General features: G+C 72.3%; 17 protein-coding genes and 1 pseudogene. 16 read left to right on the top strand and 2 right to left on the bottom strand.

Annotation, left to right across the window (positions count from 1 at the left end; all coding sequences use genetic code 11):
* From ABZ642_RS21770 to ABZ642_RS21795, 6 genes are all read left to right on the top strand, one after another.
* Positions 1 to 966, top strand: a complete 966-nt coding sequence (locus ABZ642_RS21770; RefSeq protein ID WP_360486373.1) for an ABC transporter substrate-binding protein — start codon at positions 1 to 3, stop codon at positions 964 to 966.
* A gap of 220 nt (positions 967 to 1,186) precedes the next feature.
* Positions 1,187 to 3,625, top strand: coding sequence for an FAD-dependent oxidoreductase (locus ABZ642_RS21775; protein WP_360486376.1), 2,439 nt, complete (start codon positions 1,187 to 1,189; stop codon positions 3,623 to 3,625).
* A gap of 137 nt (positions 3,626 to 3,762) precedes the next feature.
* On the top strand, positions 3,763 to 5,046 hold the full coding sequence (gene glyA / locus ABZ642_RS21780; RefSeq protein ID WP_360486379.1) for a serine hydroxymethyltransferase: 1,284 nt from the start codon (positions 3,763 to 3,765) through the stop codon (positions 5,044 to 5,046).
* The gene (locus ABZ642_RS21785) at positions 5,043 to 6,275 is read left to right on the top strand and encodes a sarcosine oxidase subunit beta family protein (RefSeq protein WP_360486382.1); all 1,233 of its coding nucleotides are present in this window, start codon (positions 5,043 to 5,045) and stop codon (positions 6,273 to 6,275) included. Before glyA ends, ABZ642_RS21785 begins: the two co-directional genes overlap by 4 nt.
* 11 nt (positions 6,276 to 6,286) lie before the next feature.
* Positions 6,287 to 9,754, top strand: a complete 3,468-nt coding sequence (locus tag ABZ642_RS21790) for a sarcosine oxidase subunit delta (protein ID WP_360486384.1) — start codon at positions 6,287 to 6,289, stop codon at positions 9,752 to 9,754.
* A complete protein-coding gene (locus ABZ642_RS21795; RefSeq protein ID WP_360486387.1) occupies positions 9,747 to 10,349 on the top strand; it encodes a sarcosine oxidase subunit gamma family protein in 603 nt (200 codons plus the stop codon). The genes ABZ642_RS21790 and ABZ642_RS21795 overlap by 8 nt, the downstream gene beginning before the upstream one ends.
* A 17-nt stretch (positions 10,350 to 10,366) precedes the next feature.
* Here ABZ642_RS21795 and ABZ642_RS21800 read toward each other — a convergent pair whose 3' ends face one another.
* Entirely contained in the window at positions 10,367 to 11,407 is a 1,041-nt protein-coding gene (locus tag ABZ642_RS21800; RefSeq protein WP_360486390.1) for an acyl-CoA dehydrogenase family protein, read from the bottom strand.
* A gap of 99 nt (positions 11,408 to 11,506) precedes the next feature.
* On the opposite strand from ABZ642_RS21800, the gene ABZ642_RS21805 reads away from it, so the two are divergent.
* From ABZ642_RS21805 to ABZ642_RS21825, 5 genes are all read left to right on the top strand, one after another.
* Positions 11,507 to 11,857, top strand: coding sequence for a YciI family protein (locus ABZ642_RS21805; protein ID WP_360486393.1), 351 nt, complete (start codon positions 11,507 to 11,509; stop codon positions 11,855 to 11,857).
* A complete protein-coding gene (locus tag ABZ642_RS21810) occupies positions 11,857 to 13,050 on the top strand; it encodes an RNA polymerase sigma factor (RefSeq protein ID WP_360486396.1) in 1,194 nt (397 codons plus the stop codon). Before ABZ642_RS21805 ends, ABZ642_RS21810 begins: the two co-directional genes overlap by 1 nt.
* Positions 13,051 to 13,101: 51 nt before the next feature.
* Positions 13,102 to 14,526: an aldehyde dehydrogenase family protein gene (locus tag ABZ642_RS21815; protein ID WP_360486399.1), complete on the top strand. Its 1,425-nt coding sequence runs from the start codon at positions 13,102 to 13,104 to the stop codon at positions 14,524 to 14,526.
* A gap of 254 nt (positions 14,527 to 14,780) precedes the next feature.
* Entirely contained in the window at positions 14,781 to 15,491 is a 711-nt protein-coding gene (locus ABZ642_RS21820; protein WP_360486402.1) for a chitinase, read from the top strand.
* A gap of 35 nt (positions 15,492 to 15,526) precedes the next feature.
* Positions 15,527 to 16,432: an oxidoreductase gene (locus ABZ642_RS21825; RefSeq protein WP_360486404.1), complete on the top strand. Its 906-nt coding sequence runs from the start codon at positions 15,527 to 15,529 to the stop codon at positions 16,430 to 16,432.
* Between the two features lie 215 nt (positions 16,433 to 16,647).
* Here the strand turns inward: ABZ642_RS21825 and ABZ642_RS21830 are convergent, their stop codons facing one another.
* Complete coding sequence (locus ABZ642_RS21830; RefSeq protein WP_360486407.1) at positions 16,648 to 17,532, bottom strand: helix-turn-helix transcriptional regulator; 885 nt, start codon at positions 17,530 to 17,532, stop codon at positions 16,648 to 16,650.
* A 144-nt stretch (positions 17,533 to 17,676) separates the two neighbouring features.
* Between ABZ642_RS21830 and ABZ642_RS21835 the strand changes: the two genes are divergently transcribed.
* From ABZ642_RS21835 to ABZ642_RS21855, 5 genes and pseudogenes are all read left to right on the top strand, one after another.
* Entirely contained in the window at positions 17,677 to 18,693 is a 1,017-nt protein-coding gene (locus tag ABZ642_RS21835; RefSeq protein WP_360486410.1) for an aldo/keto reductase, read from the top strand.
* A 276-nt stretch (positions 18,694 to 18,969) separates the two neighbouring features.
* A pseudogene (locus ABZ642_RS21840) lies at positions 18,970 to 19,080 on the top strand (IS5/IS1182 family transposase); the annotation flags it as partial.
* 210 nt (positions 19,081 to 19,290) lie between these two features.
* Positions 19,291 to 19,674 (top strand): BlaI/MecI/CopY family transcriptional regulator, encoded by a 384-nt coding sequence (locus ABZ642_RS21845; protein ID WP_360486646.1) that lies wholly within the window; start codon positions 19,291 to 19,293, stop codon positions 19,672 to 19,674.
* On the top strand, positions 19,671 to 20,600 hold the full coding sequence (locus ABZ642_RS21850) for a M48 family metalloprotease (protein WP_360486413.1): 930 nt from the start codon (positions 19,671 to 19,673) through the stop codon (positions 20,598 to 20,600). Before ABZ642_RS21845 ends, ABZ642_RS21850 begins: the two co-directional genes overlap by 4 nt.
* Positions 20,601 to 20,880: 280 nt before the next feature.
* Positions 20,881 to 21,273 (top strand): VOC family protein, encoded by a 393-nt coding sequence (locus tag ABZ642_RS21855; protein ID WP_351707646.1) that lies wholly within the window; start codon positions 20,881 to 20,883, stop codon positions 21,271 to 21,273.
* The last annotated feature ends 31 nt before the right edge of the window (positions 21,274 to 21,304 follow it).

Here is a 21,304-nt window from a genome sequence, read left to right on the forward strand (position 1 = left end):
ATGGCACAACACTGGCGCATAGGCGCGGCCGGCCTGGCCGTCCTCGGCCTCACCCTCACGGCCTGCGGCGGGGCGAAGGTCGGCGAGGACACCTCGGCCGGCTCGAAGTCCTCGGGCGGCAAGTGCGGCACCTTCAACCTGGCCGTCAACCCGTGGGTGGGCTACGAGGCGGACGCGGCGGTCGTCGCGTACGTCGCGGAACACGACCTCGGCTGCACGGTGCAGAAGAAGGACCTCAAGGAGGAGATCGCCTGGCAGGGTTTCGGCACCGGCGAGGTCGACGCCGTCCTGGAGAACTGGGGCCACGACGATCTGAAGAAGAAGTACATCACCGGGCAGAAGACGGCCGTCGAGGCCGGTTCGACCGGCAACAAGGGCATCATCGGCTGGTACGTCCCGCCGTGGCTCGCCAAGGCGCACCCGGACATCAAGAACTGGCAGAACCTCGACAAGTACGCCGCCGAGTTCAAGACGTCCGAGTCGGGCGGCAAGGGCCAACTGCTGGACGGTGACCCGTCGTACGTCACCAACGACGCCGCCCTGGTGAAGAACCTGAAGCTGGACTTCAAGGTGGTGTACGCGGGCAGCGAGACCGCGCTCATCCAGGCCTTCCGGACGGCCGAGAAGAACAAGCAGTGGCTCATCGGCTACTTCTACGAACCGCAGTGGTTCCTCTCCGAGACACCGCTGGTGAAGGTGGACCTGCCCAAGTACACGACGGGCTGTGACGCCGACGCGGCGAAGGTCGCCTGCGACTACCCCGTCTACGACCTGGACAAGATCGTCAGCGCGGGTTTCGCCAAGTCCGGCAGTCCGGCGTACGACCTGGTGAAGAAGTTCAACTGGACCAACGACGACCAGAACACCGTGGCCAAGTACATCGCCGTGGACAAGATGTCGGACGACGCGGCGGCCAAGAAGTGGGTCGACGCCAACCGTGCCAAGGTCGACGCCTGGCTGAAGTAGCGGGGGGCGTCCAAAGGCCGGTCCAGTACGCCCGGCGGGCGGTGCGCACACTGCGCACCGCCCGCCGGGCGTTGCCTTTTGCCCCACTGCCTTTCGGTCGTTTCCCGACGTCACCGGACCTCTTGACACCCCTCCTCGACGACGGGCACATTGAGTTGCGCAGCCTGAATCACGTTGCGCACAAAGCAACTGCACCGGTCTCAAGTTCGGAGGTTGGGCGATGGCGGGACCCCGAGTGGTCATCATCGGAGCGGGCGTCGTGGGAGCCGCGCTCGCGGACGAGATCTCCGCACGCGGCTGGACCGAGGTGACCGTGGTCGACCAGGGCCCCCTCCCGGCCACCGGGGGCTCCTCCTCGCACGCCCCCGGCCTGGTCTTCCAGACCAACCCGTCGAAGACCATGACGGAACTGGCCCGCTACACCGTCGAGAAGTTCTGCTCCCTCGACGTCGACGGCAAGCCCTGCTTCCTCCAGGTCGGCGGCCTCGAAGTGGCCACCACCCCCGAGCGCCTCGCCGAACTCCACCGCCGCCACGGCTGGATCACCGCCTGGGGCGTCGAGGCACGGATCCTCACCCCCGAGGAGTGCGTCGAACAGCACCCGCTGGTGAACCCGGACCGGGTCCTCGGCGGCCTGCTCGTCCCCACCGACGGCATCGCCAAGGCCGTGCTCGCCGTCGAGGCCCAGATCCGCCGGGCCGCCGAGCGCGGCGTCCGCTTCCTCGCCCGCCACGAGGTCCTCGACGTCCGCCGGAGTGAGGGCCGCGTCACCGGTGTCCTGACCGACCAGGGCGAACTCCCGGCCGACATCGTCGTCTGCTGCGCCGGCATCTGGGGCCCGAAGATCGCCCGCATGGTCGGCATGAACCTGCCGCTCACGCCGCTCGCCCACCAACTCGCCTGGACCGGCCCGGTCCCCGCCCTCGCCGGCCAGACCGAGGAGGCCGTCCGCCCGATCCTGCGCCACCAGGACGCCGACCTCTACTACCGCGACCGCTTCGACGGCCTGGGCATCGGCTCCTACGGCCACCGCCCGATGCCCGTCTCGGCGGACGACATCCTCTCCTTCGACGAGGCCGAACCGATGCCCTCCGTCCTGAAGTTCACCGAGGAGGACTTCGAGGACGCCTGGACCGAGACCCGTTCGCTGCTCCCCGCCACCCGCGAGGCCAAGGTCGAGGAGGGCATCAACGGCCTGTTCTCCTTCACCACCGACGGCTACCCGCTGCTCGGCGAGTCCCCGGACGTCAAGGGCTTCTGGGTCGCCGAGGCCGTGTGGGTCACGCACTCCGCGGGCGTCGGCCGGGCCGTCGCCGAATGGCTGGTGGACGGCCACTGCTCGTCCTTCGACCTGCACGAGTGCGACATCAACCGTTTCGAGCCGCACCAGCTCGCCCCCGAGTACGTCCTGGCCCGCGACTGCCAGAACTTCGTCGAGGTCTACGACATCCTCCACCCCCTCCAGCCGAGCGGAAAGCCACGCCCGATCCGCACCAGCCCCTTCCACGCCCGCCAGCAGGAACACGGCGCGTTCTTCCTGGAGGCGAACGGCTGGGAGCGCCCCCAGTGGTACGAGGCCAACGCCCCCCTGGTCGAGGGCCGTTCGATCCCCACCCCAGGCGACTGGGCCGCCCGCTACTGGTCGCCGATCGTCGGCGCCGAGGCCCAGGTCACCCGCGAGACGATCGCGCTCTACGACATGACCGCCCTCAAGCGCCTGGAGGTCTCCGGCCCCGGCGCCGCCGACTTCCTGGAGGGCCTGGTCACCGGCAAGGTCGCCAAGTCCGTCGGCTCGGTCACGTACACCCTGCTCCTGGACCACGACGGCGGCATCCGCAGCGACATCACCGTCGCCCGCCTCGCCCGCGACCTCTTCCAGGTCGGCGCCAACGGCAACCTGGACCTCGACTGGTTCACCCGACACCTGCCGGCCGACGGCCGGGTCCAGGTCCGCGACATCACCCCGGGCACCTGCTGCGTCGGCCTGTGGGGCCCGCTCGCCCGCGAGGTCCTGCAGCCGCTGACCGACGAGGACTTCTCCAACGAGGGCCTCAAGTACTTCCGTGCCCGGAGCGCCTACGTCGGCTCGGTGCCGGTCACCGCGATGCGGCTGTCCTACGTCGGCGAACTCGGCTGGGAGCTGTACACCACCGCCGACCAGGGCGCGAAACTCTGGGACACCCTCTGGCAGGCGGCCCGGCCGCTCGGGGGGATCATCGCCGGCCGGGGCGCCTTCAACAGCCTGCGCCTGGAGAAGGGTTACCGCTCCTTCGGCACCGACATGACCTACGAGCACGACCCTTACGAGGCCGGCGTCGGCTTCGCCGTCAGGCTCGACAAGGGCGACTTCGTCGGCAAGGCCGCGCTGGAGCGGCGCAGCACGCAGGTACGGCGCCGGCTGAGCTGCCTCACCATCGACGACCCGCGGGCCGTCGTCATGGGCAAGGAGCCGGTGTACGACGGTGAGCGCGCGGTCGGCTACGTGACCAGCGCGGCCTACGGCTACACGATCGGCAAGGGGATCGCGTACGCGTGGCTGCCGACGGAGCTGGCGGTGCCCGGAACCGGCGTCCAGATCGGGTATTTCGACCAGCGGGTGGCGGCGGTGGTGGCCGAGGAGCCGTTGTTCGATCCGGGGATGGCCCGGCTCCGTGGGTGAGGGATCCGAGCGGCGTCGCCGTTCGGCCGCGGGGCTCGTCGTGGCCGGCCGTCGCCCGGTTCCCCGCGCCCCTTGCGGGCGCCGCAGTTCGGCTTCCTGCACGTACCGCCGGTGACCGAGAGGAACGCGAGACCCGCATGAACGCGCTGAACACGCCCCTGGCCGAGCTGGACCCGGAGGTCCATGCCGCGCTCCAGGCCGAACTGCACCGTCAGCAGACCACCCTGGAGATGATCGCCTCCGAGAACTTCGCGCCCACCGCCGTGATGGAGGCGCAGGGCTCGGTCGCCACCAACAAGTACGCCGAGGGCTACCCGGGGCGCCGCTACTACGGCGGCTGCGAACACGTCGACGTCACCGAGCGGCTGGCGATCGAACGCGTCAAGTCGCTCTTCGGCGCGGGCTACGCCAACGTCCAGCCGCACTCCGGTGCCCAGGCCAACACCGCCGTCTTCTTCGCCCTGCTCAAGCCCGGTGACACGGTCCTCGGCCTCGACCTCGCGCACGGCGGCCACCTCACCCACGGCATGCGCCTCAACTACAGCGGCAAGATGCTCGACATCGTGCCGTACCACGTCTCGGAGGCGTCCAACCTCGTGGACCTGGACGAGGTGGCGCGGCTCGCCAAGGAACACCGTCCGAAGATGATCATCGCGGGCTGGTCGGCGTACCCGAGGCAGCTGGACTTCGCGGCCTTCCGCCGGATCGCCGACGAGGTCGGTGCCCTGCTCATGGTCGACATGGCGCACTTCGCGGGCCTGGTCGCCGCCGGACTGCACCCGAGCCCCGTCCCGCACGCCCACGTGGTGACCACGACCACGCACAAGACCCTCGGCGGACCACGCGGCGGCGTCATCCTCACCGACGACGCCGACCTCGCCAAGAAGATCAACTCGGCGGTGTTCCCCGGAATGCAGGGCGGTCCGCTGGAGCATGTCATCGCCGCGAAGGCCGTCTCCTTCAAGGTCGCGGCCACCCCCGAGTTCGCCGAACGCCAGGCCCGCACGCTGGCCGGCGCCCGCATCCTCGCCGAGCGCCTCACCCGCCCCGACGCCGCCGCGGCCGGAGTGAGGGTGCTGACCGGCGGCACGGACGTCCACCTCGTCCTCGTCGACCTCCGTACCTCGCCCCTGGACGGCCGGCAGGCCGAGGACCTCCTCCACGAGATCGGCATCACCGTCAACCGCAACGCCGTCCCCTTCGACCCGCGCCCGCCCATGGTCACCTCCGGCCTGCGCATCGGCACCCCCGCCCTGGCCACCCGGGGCTTCACGGAGGCGGACTTCGCCGAGGTGGCCGACGTGATCGCCCTCGCCCTCCAGCCCGGCCCTGACGTGTCCGCCCTGCGCGCCCGCACCGCGACCCTCGCGGCCGCCTACCCGCTCTACCCGCACCTCTCGCACGACGGAGACGTCCGATGAGCCCCCGCACCCCCGGCGCCGACCTCCCTGACCACCCGGACTTCCTCTGGCGCACCCCCGAGCCGAAGCGCTCGTACGACGTGATCGTGGTCGGCGGCGGCGGACACGGCCTCGCCACCGCCCACTACCTGGCCAAGAACCACGGCATCACCAACGTGGCGGTCCTGGAGAAGGGCTGGCTGGCGGGCGGCAACATGGCCCGCAACACCACGATCATCCGCTCCAACTACCTCTGGGACGAGAGCGCGGGCATCTACGAACACGCGCTGAAACTCTGGGAGGGCCTGGAGGAGGAGCTCGACTACCCGATCCTCTTCTCCCAGCGCGGCGTGCTGAACCTCGCCCACAGCCTCCAGGACGTCCGCGACAGCGTCCGCCGGGTCGAGGCCAACCGCCTCAACGGCGTGGACGCCGAGTGGCTCGACGCCGAGCAGGTCAAGGAGGTCTGCCCGATCGTCAACACCTCGCCCGAGGTGCGCTACCCGGTCCTGGGCGGCACCTACCAGCCGCGCGCGGGCATCGCCAAGCACGACTACGTGGCCTGGGGCTTCGCCCGCTCCGCGGACGCGGCCGGCATCGACATCATCCAGAACTGCGAGGTCACCGGAGTGGACGTGGTGGCCGGCAAGGTGGTCGGCGTCCGGACCACCCTCGGCCCGATCGCGGCCGGCAAGGTGGCCCTGTGCTCGGCCGGCCACACCTCCGTCCTCGCCGCCATGGCGGGCATCGAACTCCCGCTCCAGAGCCACCCGTTGCAGGCCCTGGTCTCCGAACTCCTGGAGCCCGTCCACCCGACCGTCGTCATGTCCAACGCGGTGCACGTCTACGTCAGCCAGGCGCACAAGGGCGAGCTGGTGATGGGCGCGGGCATCGACGCGTACAACTCCTACACCCAGCGCGGCGCGTTCCACATCATCGAGGAACAGATGGCGGCGGCCCTCGAACTCTTCCCGGTCTTCGCCCGCGCCCACGTCCTGCGCACCTGGGGCGGCATCGTCGACGTCAGCCCCGACGCCTCACCCATCGTCGGCCTCACCCCGGTGGCCAACCTCTACCTCAACTGCGGCTGGGGAACAGGCGGTTTCAAGGCCACCCCCGGCGTCGGCTGGGTCTACGCCCACACCATCGCGCACGACACCCCGCACGATCTCAACGCCCCCTTCTCGCTCGACCGTTTCACCACCGGCGCGCTCGTCGACGAGCACGGCGCGGCCGCGGTGGCCCACTAGGGAGCCCCACCATGCTGCTCATCCCCTGCCCGTGGTGCGGGCCCCGCGACGAGGCCGAGTTCCACTACGGCGGCCAGGCCCACGTCCCCCACCCCGAGACCCCCGCGTCCCTCACCGACCAGGAGTGGGCCCGCTACCTCTTCTTCCGCGCCAACCCGAAGGGCCCCTTCGCCGAACGCTGGACCCACGCGGCAGGCTGCCGCAGATGGTTCAACGCGGTACGCGACACATCGACGAACGAGATCCTGACGGTGTACCGCCCAGGCGAGACACCTCAACCACCCCACCCAGCGACCTCGCAACCCCGCTCAGCCCGTCAGGCAACCTCGCAACCACCTTCAGCCGATCCGGCGACGTCTCAGCCGACTGCGCCTCTCTCAGCCGATCCGGCGATGTCTCAGCCGACTGCGCCCTTCTCAGCCCGTCCGGCGTTTGAGGACGAGGCCGTTCAGGCCGACGGGGGGTCTGGGGGCGCAGCCCCCAGCGGGGTCGAAGGGGCAGCGCCCCTGGAGGACGGGAAGGGTAGGGGCGGCGGGGGCGACACCCCCCTCGCCGGCACCACCGCGGCCCACCCCCACCGCACCCCCACCGGCGGCCGAATCGACCGCACCACCCCCCTCACCTTCACCTTCGACGGCACCGAATACCAGGGCTACCGAGGCGACACCCTCGCCTCCGCCCTCCTCGCCAACGGCGTCATCCAGGCCGCCACCAGCATCGGACTCGGCCGCCCCCGGGGCATCTTCACCGCCGGCCCCGAGGAACCCAACGCGGTCGTCCAGATCGAGGCCCCCTTCCCCGAACCGATGCTCCCCGCCACCACCGTCGAGCTCTACGACGGCCTGGTGGCCACCGGCCTCCCGGGCCAGGGCCGCCTCGCCACCGACCCCGACCCCGCCCGCTACGACGCCGTACACGCCCACTGCGACCTGCTGGTCGTCGGCGCCGGACCGGCCGGCCTCGCGGCGGCGGCGGCCGCAGCCACCAGCGGCGCCCGCGTCATCCTCGCCGACGACCAGCCGGAACCCGGCGGCAGCCTGCTCGGCACCGGCGAGCACCCCGACTGGGTGGCCGCGACGTTCGCGCGCCTCGAAGCCGCCGCCGAGGTCCGTGTCCTGCGCCGCACCACCGTCTTCGGCCACTACGACGACAACCACCTCCTCGCCGTCGAACGCCGTACCGCCCACCTCGGCGCCGACGCCCCCGCACACGTCTCGCGCGAACGCGTCTGGCGGATCCGCGCCCGGCAGGTCGTCCTCGCCACCGGCGCCCACGAGCGGTCCCTCGCGTTCGGCGACAACGACCGCCCCGGCGTGATGCTGGCCGCCTCGGCCCGCACGTACCTCCACCGGTACGCCGTCCTGCCCGGCCGCCGCGCGGTCGTGTTCACCACCAACGACAGCGCGTACGCCGCCGCACTCGACCTGGCGGCAGCCGGCGTGGACATCGCGGCGATCGCCGACACCCGGCCGGAGCCGGGGGAGTGGGCCGAACGCGCCCGGTCCGCCGGTATCGAGGTACTGGCCGGACACGCGGTCACCGGTACGGCGGGCGGCGCCCGGCTCACCGCCGTGACCGTCGCCCCGTACGAAGGCGTGACCGTTGCCGCACACGAAGGTGTGACCGCACCTCCGCACGAAGGCGTGACCCCACCCCCGCACGAAGGCGTGACCGTCGCTCCGCACCAAGACGCCGGCACACAACGGGAGTTCGCCGCCGACCTGCTGCTCGTCTCCGGCGGCTGGAACCCCGTCGCGCACCTGTTCAGCCAGGCGGGCGGCACGCTCCGCCACGACGAGACGCTCGGCACGTTCGTCCCCGACGGCTGCCGTCAGGCGGTGACCGTCGCGGGCGCCGCGAACGGGGCGTTCGACCTCGCCACGGCCCTCACCCAGGGCGCGGCGGCCGGCGCCCGGGCGGTCGAGGCCGAGGGCTGTACCGCAGAGCCCCCCGCCCTCCCCGCTGTCGCCTCCCAGCCGTACACCCCGCCGATGCAGGTCTTCACGATCCCCACCGCCTCCGGCGCCCCCCGCTTCGTCGACCTCCAACGCGACGTCACCGTGGCCGATCTGACCCGGGCGACCGGCGCGGGCCTGCGCTCGGTGGAGCACACCAAGCGCTACACCACGGCCGGTACCGCCAACGACCAGGGCAAGACCGGCGGGGTGCTGGCGAGCGGGGTCGTCGCCGAACTCCTCGGCGTGGACGTCTCGGCGCTCGGGCTGCCCACCTTCCGGCCGCCGTACACCCCCGTCTCCTTCGCCGCCCTCGCCGGCCGCGACCGGGGCGCGCTGCACGACCCCGTCCGCACGACCGCCCTGCACGGCTGGCACGTCGAGCACGGCGCGCTGTTCGAGAACGTCGGTCAGTGGAAGCGGCCCTGGTACTACCCGCGGGACGGCGAGGACCGGGAGACGGCCGTACTGCGCGAGTGCCGTGCCGCCCGCGCGGGGGTGGCCTTCATGGACGCCTCCACGCTCGGCAAGATCGATGTGCAGGGCCCGGACGCCGCACTCTTCCTGGACCGGCTCTACACGAACATGATCAGCACCCTGAAGGTCGGCATGATCCGCTACGGCGTGATGTGCCGCCTGGACGGAATGGTCTTCGACGACGGCACGGTCATGCGGCTGGCCCCGGACCGGTTCCTGGTCACCACCACGACCGGCAACGCGGCGGCCGTCCTGGACTGGATGGAGGAGTGGCTGCAGACCGAGTGGCCCGACCTGCGGGTGCACTGCACCTCGGTCACCGAACACTGGGCCACCGTTGCGCTGGTCGGCCCGAGGTCGCGCGCGGTCCTCGGCTCGGTCGCGCCCCGACTGGCCGTGTCCAACGACGACTTCCCCTTCATGGCGTGGCGGGAGACCACCGTCGCCGGCCTCGACGCCCGGGTGTGCCGGATCAGCTTCTCCGGCGAACTCGCCTACGAGATCAACGTGTCACCGTGGCGGGCCCGCGCGCTCTGGGAGGCGCTGTACGCGGCGGGCGAGCCGTACGGCATCACTCCCTACGGCACCGAGGCCATGCATGTGCTGCGCGCCGAGAAGGGCTACCCGATCGTCGGCCAGGACACCGACGGCACGGTCACCCCGCAGGACCTAGGCATGGGCTGGGCGGTGTCGAAGAAGAAGCCCGACTTCATCGGCAAGCGCTCCTTCGCCCGCCCCGACACCGTCCGCCCCGACCGCAAACACCTGGTCGCGCTGGTCACGGACGACCCCGGCGCCCTCCTCCCGGAAGGCACCCACCTGGTCGCCGGGAGCGAGCTGCCCGCCCCGCCCGTCCCCACCCTGGGCCATGTCACCTCCAGCTACCGCAGCGCGGCGCTCGGCCGGACCTTCGCGCTGGCCCTGGTCAAGGGCGGCCGGGACCGCATCGGCGAGCGCCTCTACGCACCCGTCGGCGCCCGGCTGCTGCCGGTGACCGTCGCCGGTCCCGTCCTCTACGACCCCGAGGGAGCCCGCCGCGATGGCTGACACCGCCCCGACCACAGCGCAGCGCAGCCCCCTGGCCGACGCCGCGCACCGGCTGGCCGCCGTGACGCGCTCCTCCCGGGGCGCCGTCCGGCTGGCCGAACTCCCCTTCCTGGCCCAGGTGAACGTCCGCCTGGACGCCAAGGGCCCGGCGGCGGACGCCGTCGGCCTGGCCCTGGGACTCGCACTGCCGCTGGAACCCGACACCGTGGTACGCACGGGGGAGGCGACCGCGGTGTGGCTCGGGCCGGACGAATGGCTGGTGGTGGGCCGGCCCGGCACCGAGCGGGAGCTGGAGGGCCGGATCCGCTCGGCGGCCGGGGCCGAACCGGTCGCCGTCACCGATGTCTCCGCCCAGCGCACCACCCTGCTGGTCGGCGGCCCCCGCGCCCGAGATCTGCTGTCCCACGGCTGCGCGCTGGACCTGCACCCGCGCGCCTTCGGCCCCGGCCGCTGCGCCCAGACCACGCTGGCCCGCACCCAGGTCGTGCTGGTCGCCCGCGAGGAGAGCCGGGCCGGGTTCTGGGTGCTGGTGCGCTCCTCCTTCGCCGGCTACCTGGTGGACTGGCTGCTGGACGCGGCCGTGGAGTACGCCTGAACGGCCCGGCGGCCGGCTCAGCGGGCTCGCTCCGCGAGCTGCTCCAGATGGGCCGTGCGTGATGCGGCGGTCTGGCCCTGGACCAGGAGGAACAGGGCCTCCCGGGCCAGGCGCTGGGCGCGGGCGGTGACGGACATCGCCCGGCCGCCGCCCGTCACCACGGCCGCCGTGGTAGCCGTACGCATGAGTGTGAACGCCTCGGCCCGCAGCGCCAGCCGCTCCTGCGCGTGCTCCCGCGGCACCGGATGGTCCGCGAGCGCATAGGCCCGGCGGCGCAGGTCGTCGGTACGGGCCCGCAGCGGAGCCGCGTACTCCTCGTCCACCAGGGCCAGGGCCGCCGCCGTGATCCCGAAGACGGCCGGATTGGCGTTGCGGGACTTCGGGCGGTCCGTCGCCGCCCACTCCTCGTACGGCGTCCGGAGCGCGACCGCGTCCTCCGCCACCCGCAGGCCGTCCAGGTCCAGGGACACCGTCCGGGACGCGGTGAGCGCGGCCAGCCGCATCGGCTCCGACGGGCGCAGCCCCGGTTGCTCCCGTGCCTCGACGAAGGCGAACAGGGCCTCGTCGTCCTCGGTCACCCCGGCGAGCAGCAGCACGTCGTTCAGGCCCCAGCCGGTGTACCAGGGGACGGTGCCGTGGAAGCGCCAGCCGTCTCCCTCCCGCCGGACCCGCACCGGGACACGCGGATACGACCGCAGATGCGCGTACGCCACCCCGGACAGCAGCTCACCTCGCGCCAGCGGGCCCAACAGGCGCTCCCGTACCGGCAGTTCGGCCTTGGTCAGGGTCAGTACCGGCGTATGGTGCTGGGTCTGCACGAACCACGTCGAGCAGCACGCCCCGGCCAGGATCTCCGCCGTCTCGCGCACGACGGCCGCGGGCGCCGCCGAGCCGCCGTACGCCACCGGTGCGTTCAGGCCGAGCAGTCCCGAGCGTCTGATCGCCTCGATGTGGCTCACCGGCACCCCCTCCTGGTCGACGCGCTCCGCGGCGGGGGAGAGGACGCCGTCGGCGAGTTCCCGGGCGCGGACGACGAGCGGATGTGCGGAGATGGTCATGGAAAAGATTCTTTCGGCTGTCCGGGGCGGGGTGTCGATCCGGGGGCCCGCCGTTCGTGTAGAAGGCGAGCAACCCCCACGATGACCGAGGAGAACGTCATGAAGCACTACCTGCTCAGCGTGGTCCAGCCGGCCGACGGCACCCCGCCGCCGCCCGACGAGATGGCCACGATCATGCGCGATGTCGAGGTGTTCAACGACGAGCTGCGCGCGGCCGGTGCCTGGGTCTTCTCCGGCGGACTGCACGGCCCGGAGACGGCCACGATGCTGCGCCCGAAGGACGGCGACGTGCTGGTCACCGACGGGCCCTACGCCGAGGGCAAGGAGTACCTCGGCGGGATCAGCCTGATCCGGGCGGCGGACCTGGACGCCGCCCTGGAGTGGGGACGCAAGGCCGCCCTGGCCACCCGGCTGCCGATCGAGGTGCGGCCCTTCATGGACCAGTTCTGATGGCGGATGCCGCCGACGTCGAGGCCGCCTTCCGTGCCGAGTACGGGCGCGCGGTCTCGGTTCTCGTCCGCTTCCTCGGCGACATCGACCTCGCCGAGGAAGCGGTCCAGGACGCCTTCGCCACGGCGCTGGACCGATGGCCGGAGAGCGGGGTACCGCCGAGCCCGGCCGGGTGGATCATCACCACCGCCCGCAACCGGGCGCTCGACCGGCTGCGCCGCGAGTCCTCCCGGGACGCCCGGCACGCCGAGGCCGCCCGGCTGTACGCGTCCGACCCACCGGCCGAGGAGGGCCCTGTGCGCGACGAACGGCTCCGGCTGATCTTCACCTGCTGTCACCCCGCGCTCGCCCCGCAGGCCAGGGTCGCGCTCACGCTGCGCCTGCTCGGCGGGCTCAGCACCGCCCAGATCGCCCGCGCCTTCCTGGTGCCCGAGCCCACCCTCGCCCAGCGCCTGGTGCGCGCCAAGGCCAAGATCCGCGACGCGGGCATCCCCTACCGGGTGCCGAAGGACGCCGACCTGCCCGACCGGCTCAGCGGTGTGCTGGCCGTCGTCTACCTGATCTTCAACGAGGGGTACGGCGGTGATCCCGCGCTGTGCACGGAGGCCGTACGCCTGGGGCGGCTGCTGTACGGGCTGATGCCGGACGAGCCCGAGGCCGCCGGGCTGCTCGCGCTGATGCTGCTGGTCGAGGCCCGGCGGGCCGCCCGGCGCCCGGCGGGCGGCGAGCTGGTGGCGCTGCCCGACCAGGACCGCGGCCGGTGGGACCGGGAGCTGATCGGGGAGGGGCAGGAACTCGTACGGCGGTGTCTGCGCCGCGACCGGCCGGGGCCGTACCAGATCCAGGCCGCGATCAACGCCGTGCACAGCGACGCGCGGACCGCCGAGGCCACCGACTGGGGCCAGATCCTGCGGCTGTACGACCAGCTCATGGCCCTCGACCGCTCTCCGGTGGTGGCGCTGAACCGGGCGGTCGCGGTGGCCGAGGTCGAGGGTCCTGACCAGGCCCTCGCCCTGGTCGACGCGCTCGACCTCGGCCGCTATCACGTCCTGCACGCCGTCCGGGCCGACCTGCTGCGCCGCCTCGGCCGTGACGACGAGGCGGTACGGGAGTACGACACCGCCATCGAGCTCGCCGACGGACTGCCCGAACAGGCGTACCTTCGGCGGCGACGGGCCGAGCTCGCGGCCTGAGGAGCGTGGCCACGGCAGGGTGGGCCGGGCAGGGCGGCAAGGGGTTCCGTGGTGGCGGAATTTACTTCGGCCCCTGAAAGGTTGCATTATGCATCCGAGTGTTCGACACCCAGCCGGGCCGTCAGGCCCGTACGCACCACCAGCGAGGCATCCGTGAACCAGTCCACCCCCGAGCAGCCCGCCGACGTCGTCGCCCGGCTGCGTGCCACCTTCCGCACCGGCCGCACCAAGCCCGTCGAGTGGCGCACCGATCAGCTGCGCCGGCTGCGTGCCATGCTCACGGAGCGTGGCGACGAGCTGGCCGCCGCCCTCCACGCCGACCTGGGCAAGAGCGCCGTCGAGGCCTACCGCACGGAGATCGACTTCACCGTCCGGGAGATCGACCACAGCCTCGACCACCTGGCCGAGTGGCTGCGCCCCGAGTCCGCCCCCGTCCCGGCGCACCTGGGCGGCGACGCGAGCGCCTGGACGCAGTACGACCCGCTCGGCGTCGTCCTCGTCATCGCCCCGTGGAACTACCCCGCCCAGCTGCTGCTCGCCCCGCTGGCCGGCGCCCTCGCCGCGGGCAACGCGGTCGTCGCCAAGCCCAGCGAACTGGCCCCCGCGACCTCGGCCGTCCTGGCCCGGCTGCTGCCGGCCTATCTCGACGCCGAGGCCGTCGCCGTCGTCGAGGGCGGTGTCCCGGAGACCACGGCCCTGCTCGCCGAGCGCTTCGACCACATCTTCTACACCGGCAACGGTACGGTGGGCCGGATCGTCATGCGCGCCGCCGCCGAGCACCTCACCCCGGTCGCCCTCGAACTCGGCGGCAAGTCCCCGGCGTTCGTCGACCGGGACGTCGACCTCGCGGTGGTCGCGGACCGCCTGGCGCGCGGCAAGTTCCTCAACGCGGGGCAGACCTGTGTCGCCCCCGACTACGTCCTGACCGATCCCGAGACGGCCGCCGCCCTGGAACCCGAACTGGCCAAGGCCGTGCGGGCGTTGTACGGCACGGAGCCCAAGGAGTCCGGCGAGTACGGCCGGATCGTCAACGAGCGCCACTTCGACCGGCTCAGCGGACTGCTCGGCTCGGGCCGGGTGGCCCTGGGCGGCGACACCGACCGCGTCGCCAAGTACATCGCGCCCACCGTGCTCGCCGACGTCGACCCCGAGTCCCCGGTGATGCGGGAGGAGATCTTCGGCCCGATCCTGCCCATCGTCACCGTCCCGGACCTGGACGGCGCGATCGGCTTCATCAACGACCGCGACAAGCCCCTCGCGCTCTACGTCTTCAGCGAGTCCGGCGACACCCGGGACCGGATCGCCGCCGAGACCTCCTCCGGCGGGCTCGGCCTCGGCCTCCCGGTCGCCCATCTCACCGTCTCCGACCTGCCGTTCGGCGGGGTGGGGGAGAGCGGTATGGGGAGCTACCACGGCCGCTACTCCATCGAGACGTTCAGCCACCGCAAGGCGGTCCTCGCCAAGCCGCTGAGCTGATCCACCGACTTTCCGGGCCCGGCGGCGTGTTGACGCAGCCGGGCCCCACCGCTGCCGTGCCGGGCGTCGGCGAGGGCCCGGCTTGCCTGTTTCCGGGCGCAATTGGGGAAACCGCGGACCGAGGATCCACTCCCGAATGACTGGTCTACACCCTTGACTGGTACAGACCAAAGCAGTTGAGTGTGCCTCACACCCCCCACCGCGGCCGCTCCCCCTCCGTGGGGCGCGGCCGTGCTCCGCAAAGGAGTTGATCCGTGTCGAGGCGCCGTATCGCCGCACTCCTCACCTCACTCGCCATAGGCGGCTCCGCCCTGGTGCTCCAGGCGGCCCCCACAGCCTCCGCCGCCGGCTTCGTCGTCAGCGAAGCACAGTTCAACCAGATGTTCCCGAACCGGAATTCCTTCTACAGCTACAGCGGCCTCACCGCCGCTCTCAGCGCCTACCCCGGCTTCGCCAACACCGGCAGTGACACCGTCAAGAAGCAGGAGGCCGCCGCCTTCCTCGCCAACGTCAGCCACGAGACCGGCGGGCTGGTGTACGTCGTCGAGCAGAACACCGCCAACTACCCGACGTACTGCGACTGGAGCCAGTCCTACGGCTGCCCGGCCGGACAGGCCGCCTACTACGGACGCGGCCCCATCCAGCTCAGCTGGAACTTCAACTACAAGGCGGCCGGCGACGCGCTCGGCATCGACCTCCTCGACAACCCCTGGCAGGTCGAGAACAACTCCTCCGTCGCCTGGAAGACGGGCCTGTGGTACTGGAACACCCAGACCGGCCCCGGCACCATGACCGGCCACAACGCCATGGTCAACGGCGCCGGCTTCGGCCAGACCATCCGCTCCATCAACGGCTCCCTGGAGTGCGACGGCAAGAACCCCGCGCAGGTGCAGAGCCGGGTCAGTGCCTACCAGAAGTTCACGCAGATTCTCGGTGTCGCGGCGGGCAACAACCTCTACTGCTGACCGGTGCCGCAGGCATCGTGTGCCAGACTCCGTCGATGACCTCCGAAACGATCACCGCGGACACCTCCGGCACCTGGAGCCTCGGCGATCTGCCCGTCCACCGTCTCGGCTTCGGTGCGATGCGGTTGACGGGCAACGTCGCCTTCCACCGCGGCACACCGAGCGACCGCACCCGCTCGGTCGCCGTACTGCGCAAGGCCGTGGAACTCGGTGTGAACCACATCGACACGGCTGCCTTCTACTTCTCCGCACTGCGCTCCGCCAACGAACTCATCAACACCGCGCTCGCCCCCTACCCCGACGACCTGGTCATCGTCACCAAGGTCGGCCCCTTCCGCGACTACTCCGGCGAGTGGGCCACCTCCGCCCGCCCCGACCAGCTGCGCGGGCAGGTCGAGGAGAACCTGCGCCAGCTCGGCCGTGACCACCTCGACGTCGTCAATCTCCGCCGGATGGGCCAGGACTCGATCGCCGAGCACTTCGGCGCCCTCGCCGAACTCCGCGAGGCGGGACTGGTCCAGCACCTCGGCGTCTCCGACGTCACACCGCGCCATCTCGACGAGGCACTGGCCATCGCCCCCGTGGTGTGCGTGCAGAACCGCTGGGGACTCGACCTGCGAGACGCGGCCACCGACGAACTGGTCCGCCTCTGCGGCGAACGCGGCATCGCCTTCGTACCGTTCTTCGCCGTCGCCGGCGAGGCCGGGGCGGGCGGCGCCACCGAGAACGACGACGCCGCCGTCCTCGCGGTCGCCCGCGCCCATGACGCCAGTCCCGCCCAGGTCCGCCTCGCCTGGACCCTGCACCAGGGTTCGCACGTCCTCGCCATCCCCGGCACCGGAAACCCGGACCACCTGGCCGAGAACGTGGCGGCGGGCGCCATCCGGTTCACCGAGGAGGAGCTGACCGAGCTGAACGCCCTGCACACCAGGGCCGGTTGACAGTCTGGCTCAGACCGCCCACACCCCGTCCCGCATCAGTCGCCGGCCGCGCGGCTCGTGCTCCTCGTGCCGGGCCTCGACCGCGAGGGGCCGGATCCGGAACCAGGCGCACGACGGGCTGTCCCCGCGCGGGTCCCAGCCCGTCCTCGCCCGCAGCGCCTCGGCGTCCGGGCCCGGCTCGGTGCGGTCCTGGGCCCGGTACGCGGCGAACGGTTTCAGGGCCGTGGGGCGTCCGGTCGTGCGGCTGACGCCTGGTGCTGCGGGGGCCGGGACCAGCTGGCCAGCAGCTTGAGGCGTTCCGCGGAGGGAGACCCTGGTTCGGCGGTGGAGACGCCCAGGGTCTGTTCGGGGTCGTCGGCGGGGACGAAGGCCTCGTAGCCCAGGACCAGGTCGCCGACGACGGGATGGTGGAAGCGCTTGGTGCCGTGGGTGCGCTGGAACACGTCGTGGTCCGCCCACCAGTGGCGGAAGTCCGCGTCCTGGACGGAGAGTTCGCCGATCAGCTCGGCCAGGGCAGGGTCGTGCGGGTGGCGTCCCGCGTACAGGCGGAGTGAGGCGACGATGGAGCGGGCGGCGTCTTCCCAGTCGGCGTACAGGGTTCGGAAGTGGTCGTCGAGGAAGACCAGGCGGGCCATGTTGCGGCAGCGGGCGGGCAGGGCCTCGAAGTCCGTGTACAGGGCGCGGGCGAGGTCGTTGGCGGCCAGGACGTCCATGCGGCGGCCGTAGACGAGGGCGGGGACGTCGGTGAGGCTGTCGAGCAGCAGGCGCAGACCGGGGCGGACGCGCTGCGGGGGGAGCGGGCGAGGACGGGTGCGCGCCGGTCTGGCGACCCGGAACAGGTGGGCGCGCTCCAGATCGGTCAGGCGCAGGGCGCGGGCGATCGCGTCCAGGACGGACGCGGAGACGTTGAGGTGGCGTCCGCGCTCCAGGCGGACGTAGTAGTCGACGCTGACCCCGGCGAGCTGGGCGACCTCCTCGCGCCGTAGGCCCGGAACGCGGCGGGTGCCGGGCAGGGGTGCCAGGCCCGCCTCCTCGGGGGTGATCTTCGCGCGACGCGAGCGGAGAAAGTCCCGCAGCTCGCTGTTGGGTTCCTGGGCCATGCCACCACCGTAGACCGGGTGACCTGGGCGGTAGCCGCGCCAGAGGGGGTCTGTCGGACCCCCGGTCAGGGCGGGTCTCCCACCCCGGCCGCGAGCGGTGCTCGTCTGGTGGCGAAAGCAAGCACGCACCCGGAGGAACCCCTCATGAAGCGCAGGATTCTCGGCGGCACCGGCATGTCGGTGAGCGAATACGCACTGGGCACGATGATGTTCGGGGCGATGGGCAACACCGACCACGACGAGTCGGTCCGCATGATCCGCACGGCACTGGACGCCGGGATCAACCTGGTCGACACCGCCGACGTGTACTCCGGCGGCGAGTCGGAGGTGATCGTGGGCAAGGCGCTGAAGGGCCGCCGCGACGACGTCGTCCTGGCCACCAAGTTCGGGCTGGCGACGGGCGAGGACCCCAACCGGCGCGGCGGCTCGGCCCGCTGGATCCGCCGCGCGGTGGAGGACAGCCTGCGCCGCCTGGACACCGACCACGTCGATCTGTACCAGATGCACCGCCCGGACCCGCACACCGACATCGACGAGACCCTCGGCGTCCTGTCGGACCTGGTCCGGGCCGGGAAGGTCCGTGCTGTGGGCGGCTCGTTCTTCTCCCCGGAGGAGATCGTGCAGGCCCAGTGGACGGCCGAGCGCCGTGGCCATCACCGTCTGCGCACCGAGCAGCCGCCGTACTCGATCCTCACCCGCGGTGTGGAGAGCCGGGTGCTGCCCACCGCCCAGCGCTACGGCATGGGCGTGCTGACCTTCGGCCCGCTCAACTCCGGCTGGCTCTCGGGCCGCGCGGATCCCACCGCCGGGCACCGCAGCGCCGGCGCGGGGGCGAGGATGTTCGATCTCACCCGGCCGGGCGTCCGGGCGAAGGCCGACGCCGTGCGCGAACTGACCGCCCTGGCCGCTGAGGCCGGCCTGCCGCTGCCTCATCTGGCCACCGCTTTCGTCCGTGCCCATCCGGCGGTCACCGCGGTACTCATCGGCCCGCGTCGCCCCGAACAGCTGACCGACCTCCTTGCCGCGGCCGACGTGGAACTCGGCGACGACATCCTCGACCGCGTCGACGAGATCGTCCCGCCCGGCGTGGACGTGAATCCCGGCGACTTCTACATCGACCCCACCCCGCCGATCACCGACAAACGCCTGCGCCGTCGCTGAAGCCCCCTACGCCTCCATGGCCGGACCTCCGTCGTCTTGCCGCGCGCGAGCCGCATGCCTTACGCCCGTACATGGACGTCCCGGCCGCCAACAGCCTCGCCATCGCGCTCTCACCGTTCGACGCAGCGGGACACAACGGCATTCTGGCCGCGTTCCTGGAGCCGGAGACGCGGGAGCGCTCCACCCGGAGGCATTGCGCATACCGTCCCCCAGCACACGGACCAAGCAGCCGGACGCCGACGCCGTGGATCGCGAGGTGGCGGACCGCCCGGCTCCGACCGGTCCGCCCACCGCCACCGCGACGTCGTCGAACGCTGCTTCAGCCGCCTCAAGCCATGGCGCGGCCCGGCCACCCGTTACGACAGGACCCGCGAGTCCTACCAGGCCACCGCCGCCGTCGCCGCCGTCCTGCTCCGGATCCGACCCTCAGCAGACGACCCCTGGGTCTCCGGTACCGCTCACCGCCGGAGGTTCCCCCCGCCCCCGGTGGGGGCTCCTCTTCATAATGGGTGCGCGGGCGGTGGCCGCCGCCCGTCTGACTACAGTGCCGTAGACGGTCCCTGGGGCTGCCGACGAAGTAGGGGTGAGGAACCTTCCATGGCCGACGCGAAGGACGAACGCCGGCCCGCCGGTGAGCTGGAGGCGAGCGTCATGGCCGCCCTCTGGGCCGCCGGTGCGCCCCAGACCCCCGGACAGGTGCAGCGCAGCCTCGGTGCGGACCTGGCCCGCACCACCGTGACGACGATCCTGACCCGGCTGCACGACAAGGGTGTGGTCGACCGGCACCGTCAGGGCCGCGGCTTCGCCTACTTCCCCGTCCAGGACGCGCAGGGCCTGACCGCGAAGCGGATGCACAGCGAACTCGACCGCGACACCGACCGGGAGACCGTGCTCGCCCGCTTCGTCGCCCAGCTCAGCCCCGACGACGAACGTGTCCTGCGGAGTCTGCTCGACGCCGGCGAACAGCCCGGGGTGTCATGACCGCGCTGCTGATCCTGCCGCTGCTGGTGCCGTTCGCGCTGCCGGCGCTCTCCCGGCGGGCCCTCGACCGGCTGGCGCCCGCCGCCGCGCTCTGGGTGATCACCGCCTCGGCCGTCGCCCTCGCGGGCTGCTCCCTGGCCGCACTCGGCGCGTTCGTTCTCACCGGACTGCTCAAGCTGCCGTTCTTCGCGGCGCTCGGCGAGCTGGTCCGGCCGCTGCACACGGTCTCCGACCGCTACGTCCTGCCACTCGCGGCCCTCTCGGTCGGCGCTCTCGTCGGCTGCGCCTGGACCGGCACCCGGTCGGTGCTCCGGCAGGCACGCGCCTTCCGCGCGGCCCGTGCGGAGGCCGGGCGGGGGCCCGTCGCGGGCGACCTGTGCGTGGTCGACTCGCTGAGTCCGGACGCGTACGCGCTGCCCGGCCGGCCGCATCGGATCGTCGTCACCACGGGGATGCTGCGCAGCCTCGACGGGGCCGAACGGGAGGCGCTGTTCGCCCACGAACGGGCGCACAACGCCGGCGGCCACCACTTCTTCCTGGCCGCGGCGGAGCTCGCGGCGCACTGCCATCCGGCGCTGCGGCGGGTCCGGGACGTGGTACGGCTGGCCGTGGAGCGGGTCGCCGACGAGGCCGCGGCGCGCGCGGTGGGGGACCGGCGGCTGACGGCCCGTGCGATCGCCCGGGCCGCGCTGGCGGGACAGGGCGGGGCCATCGAGCGGCCGGCGTTCGTGTCGGGGGCGGCATCGGGGCCGGTGCCGCGGCGGGTCGCGGCGCTGCTGGCCGCGCCGCGGGGGCGGCGCCGGGCCGGTTCCGGGGTCGCGGTGCTGCTCGCGGCCTGTGCCGCGCTGTCGTGCGCCGCGTCCACGACCGGGGTGATCGACTTTCATCATCGGGTGGAGGTCGCGCAGGGGGAGGCGGAGCGGTAGGGCGGGCGCTGCGTGAAGGGTGCGGGTCCGTAGGGCGGCGCCGCGTGAAGGGTGCGGAGCGGTAGGAGGGCGCCGCGTGAAGGGTGCGGGTCCGTAGGGGCTGGCCGCTTCCACGCGGCGGTAGCCGTGCGCGGTAGCCGCAAATCGACACGGCCCCGCACCCCTGTCGGCGCGCTTCAGCCGACGCCTCCCGAAAATGCGACCCATGGCTGAGTGCGACTGGCGTTCGCCAGGTTTTACGTATAACCTCTCCCGCTAACCGCACCACCGAAAGGCCCCCATGCGACGCGTCGCCCTGGTCACCCTTGTCGTCGGCGACTACGACGAGGCGATCCGCTTCTACACCGAGGCTCTCGGGTTCCGGCTGGTCGAGGACGCGCCGCGACCGGACGGCTCCCGCTGGGTCGTCGTGGAGCCCGGGACCGAGGGGCACGGCACCGGCCTGGTGCTCGCCCGCGCCAAGGACGACCGGCAGCGCGCCCGGGTCGGCGACCAGACCGGCGGGCGCGTCGGGTTCTTCCTGCACACCGACGACTTCGCCCGCGACCACGCCCGGATGACCGCCGCCGGCGTGACCTTCCTGGAGGAGCCGCGGCACGAGCCGTACGGCAGTGTCGCCGTCTTCCAGGACCTCTACGGCAACCGCTGGGACCTGCTCCAGCCCACCGACTGACCCAGACCCACCGCCCCGAATCACCCGCCGA

The organism is Streptomyces sp. NPDC007157 (assembly GCF_040634235.1).
Taxonomy (GTDB): Bacteria; Actinomycetota; Actinomycetes; order Streptomycetales; family Streptomycetaceae; genus Streptomyces.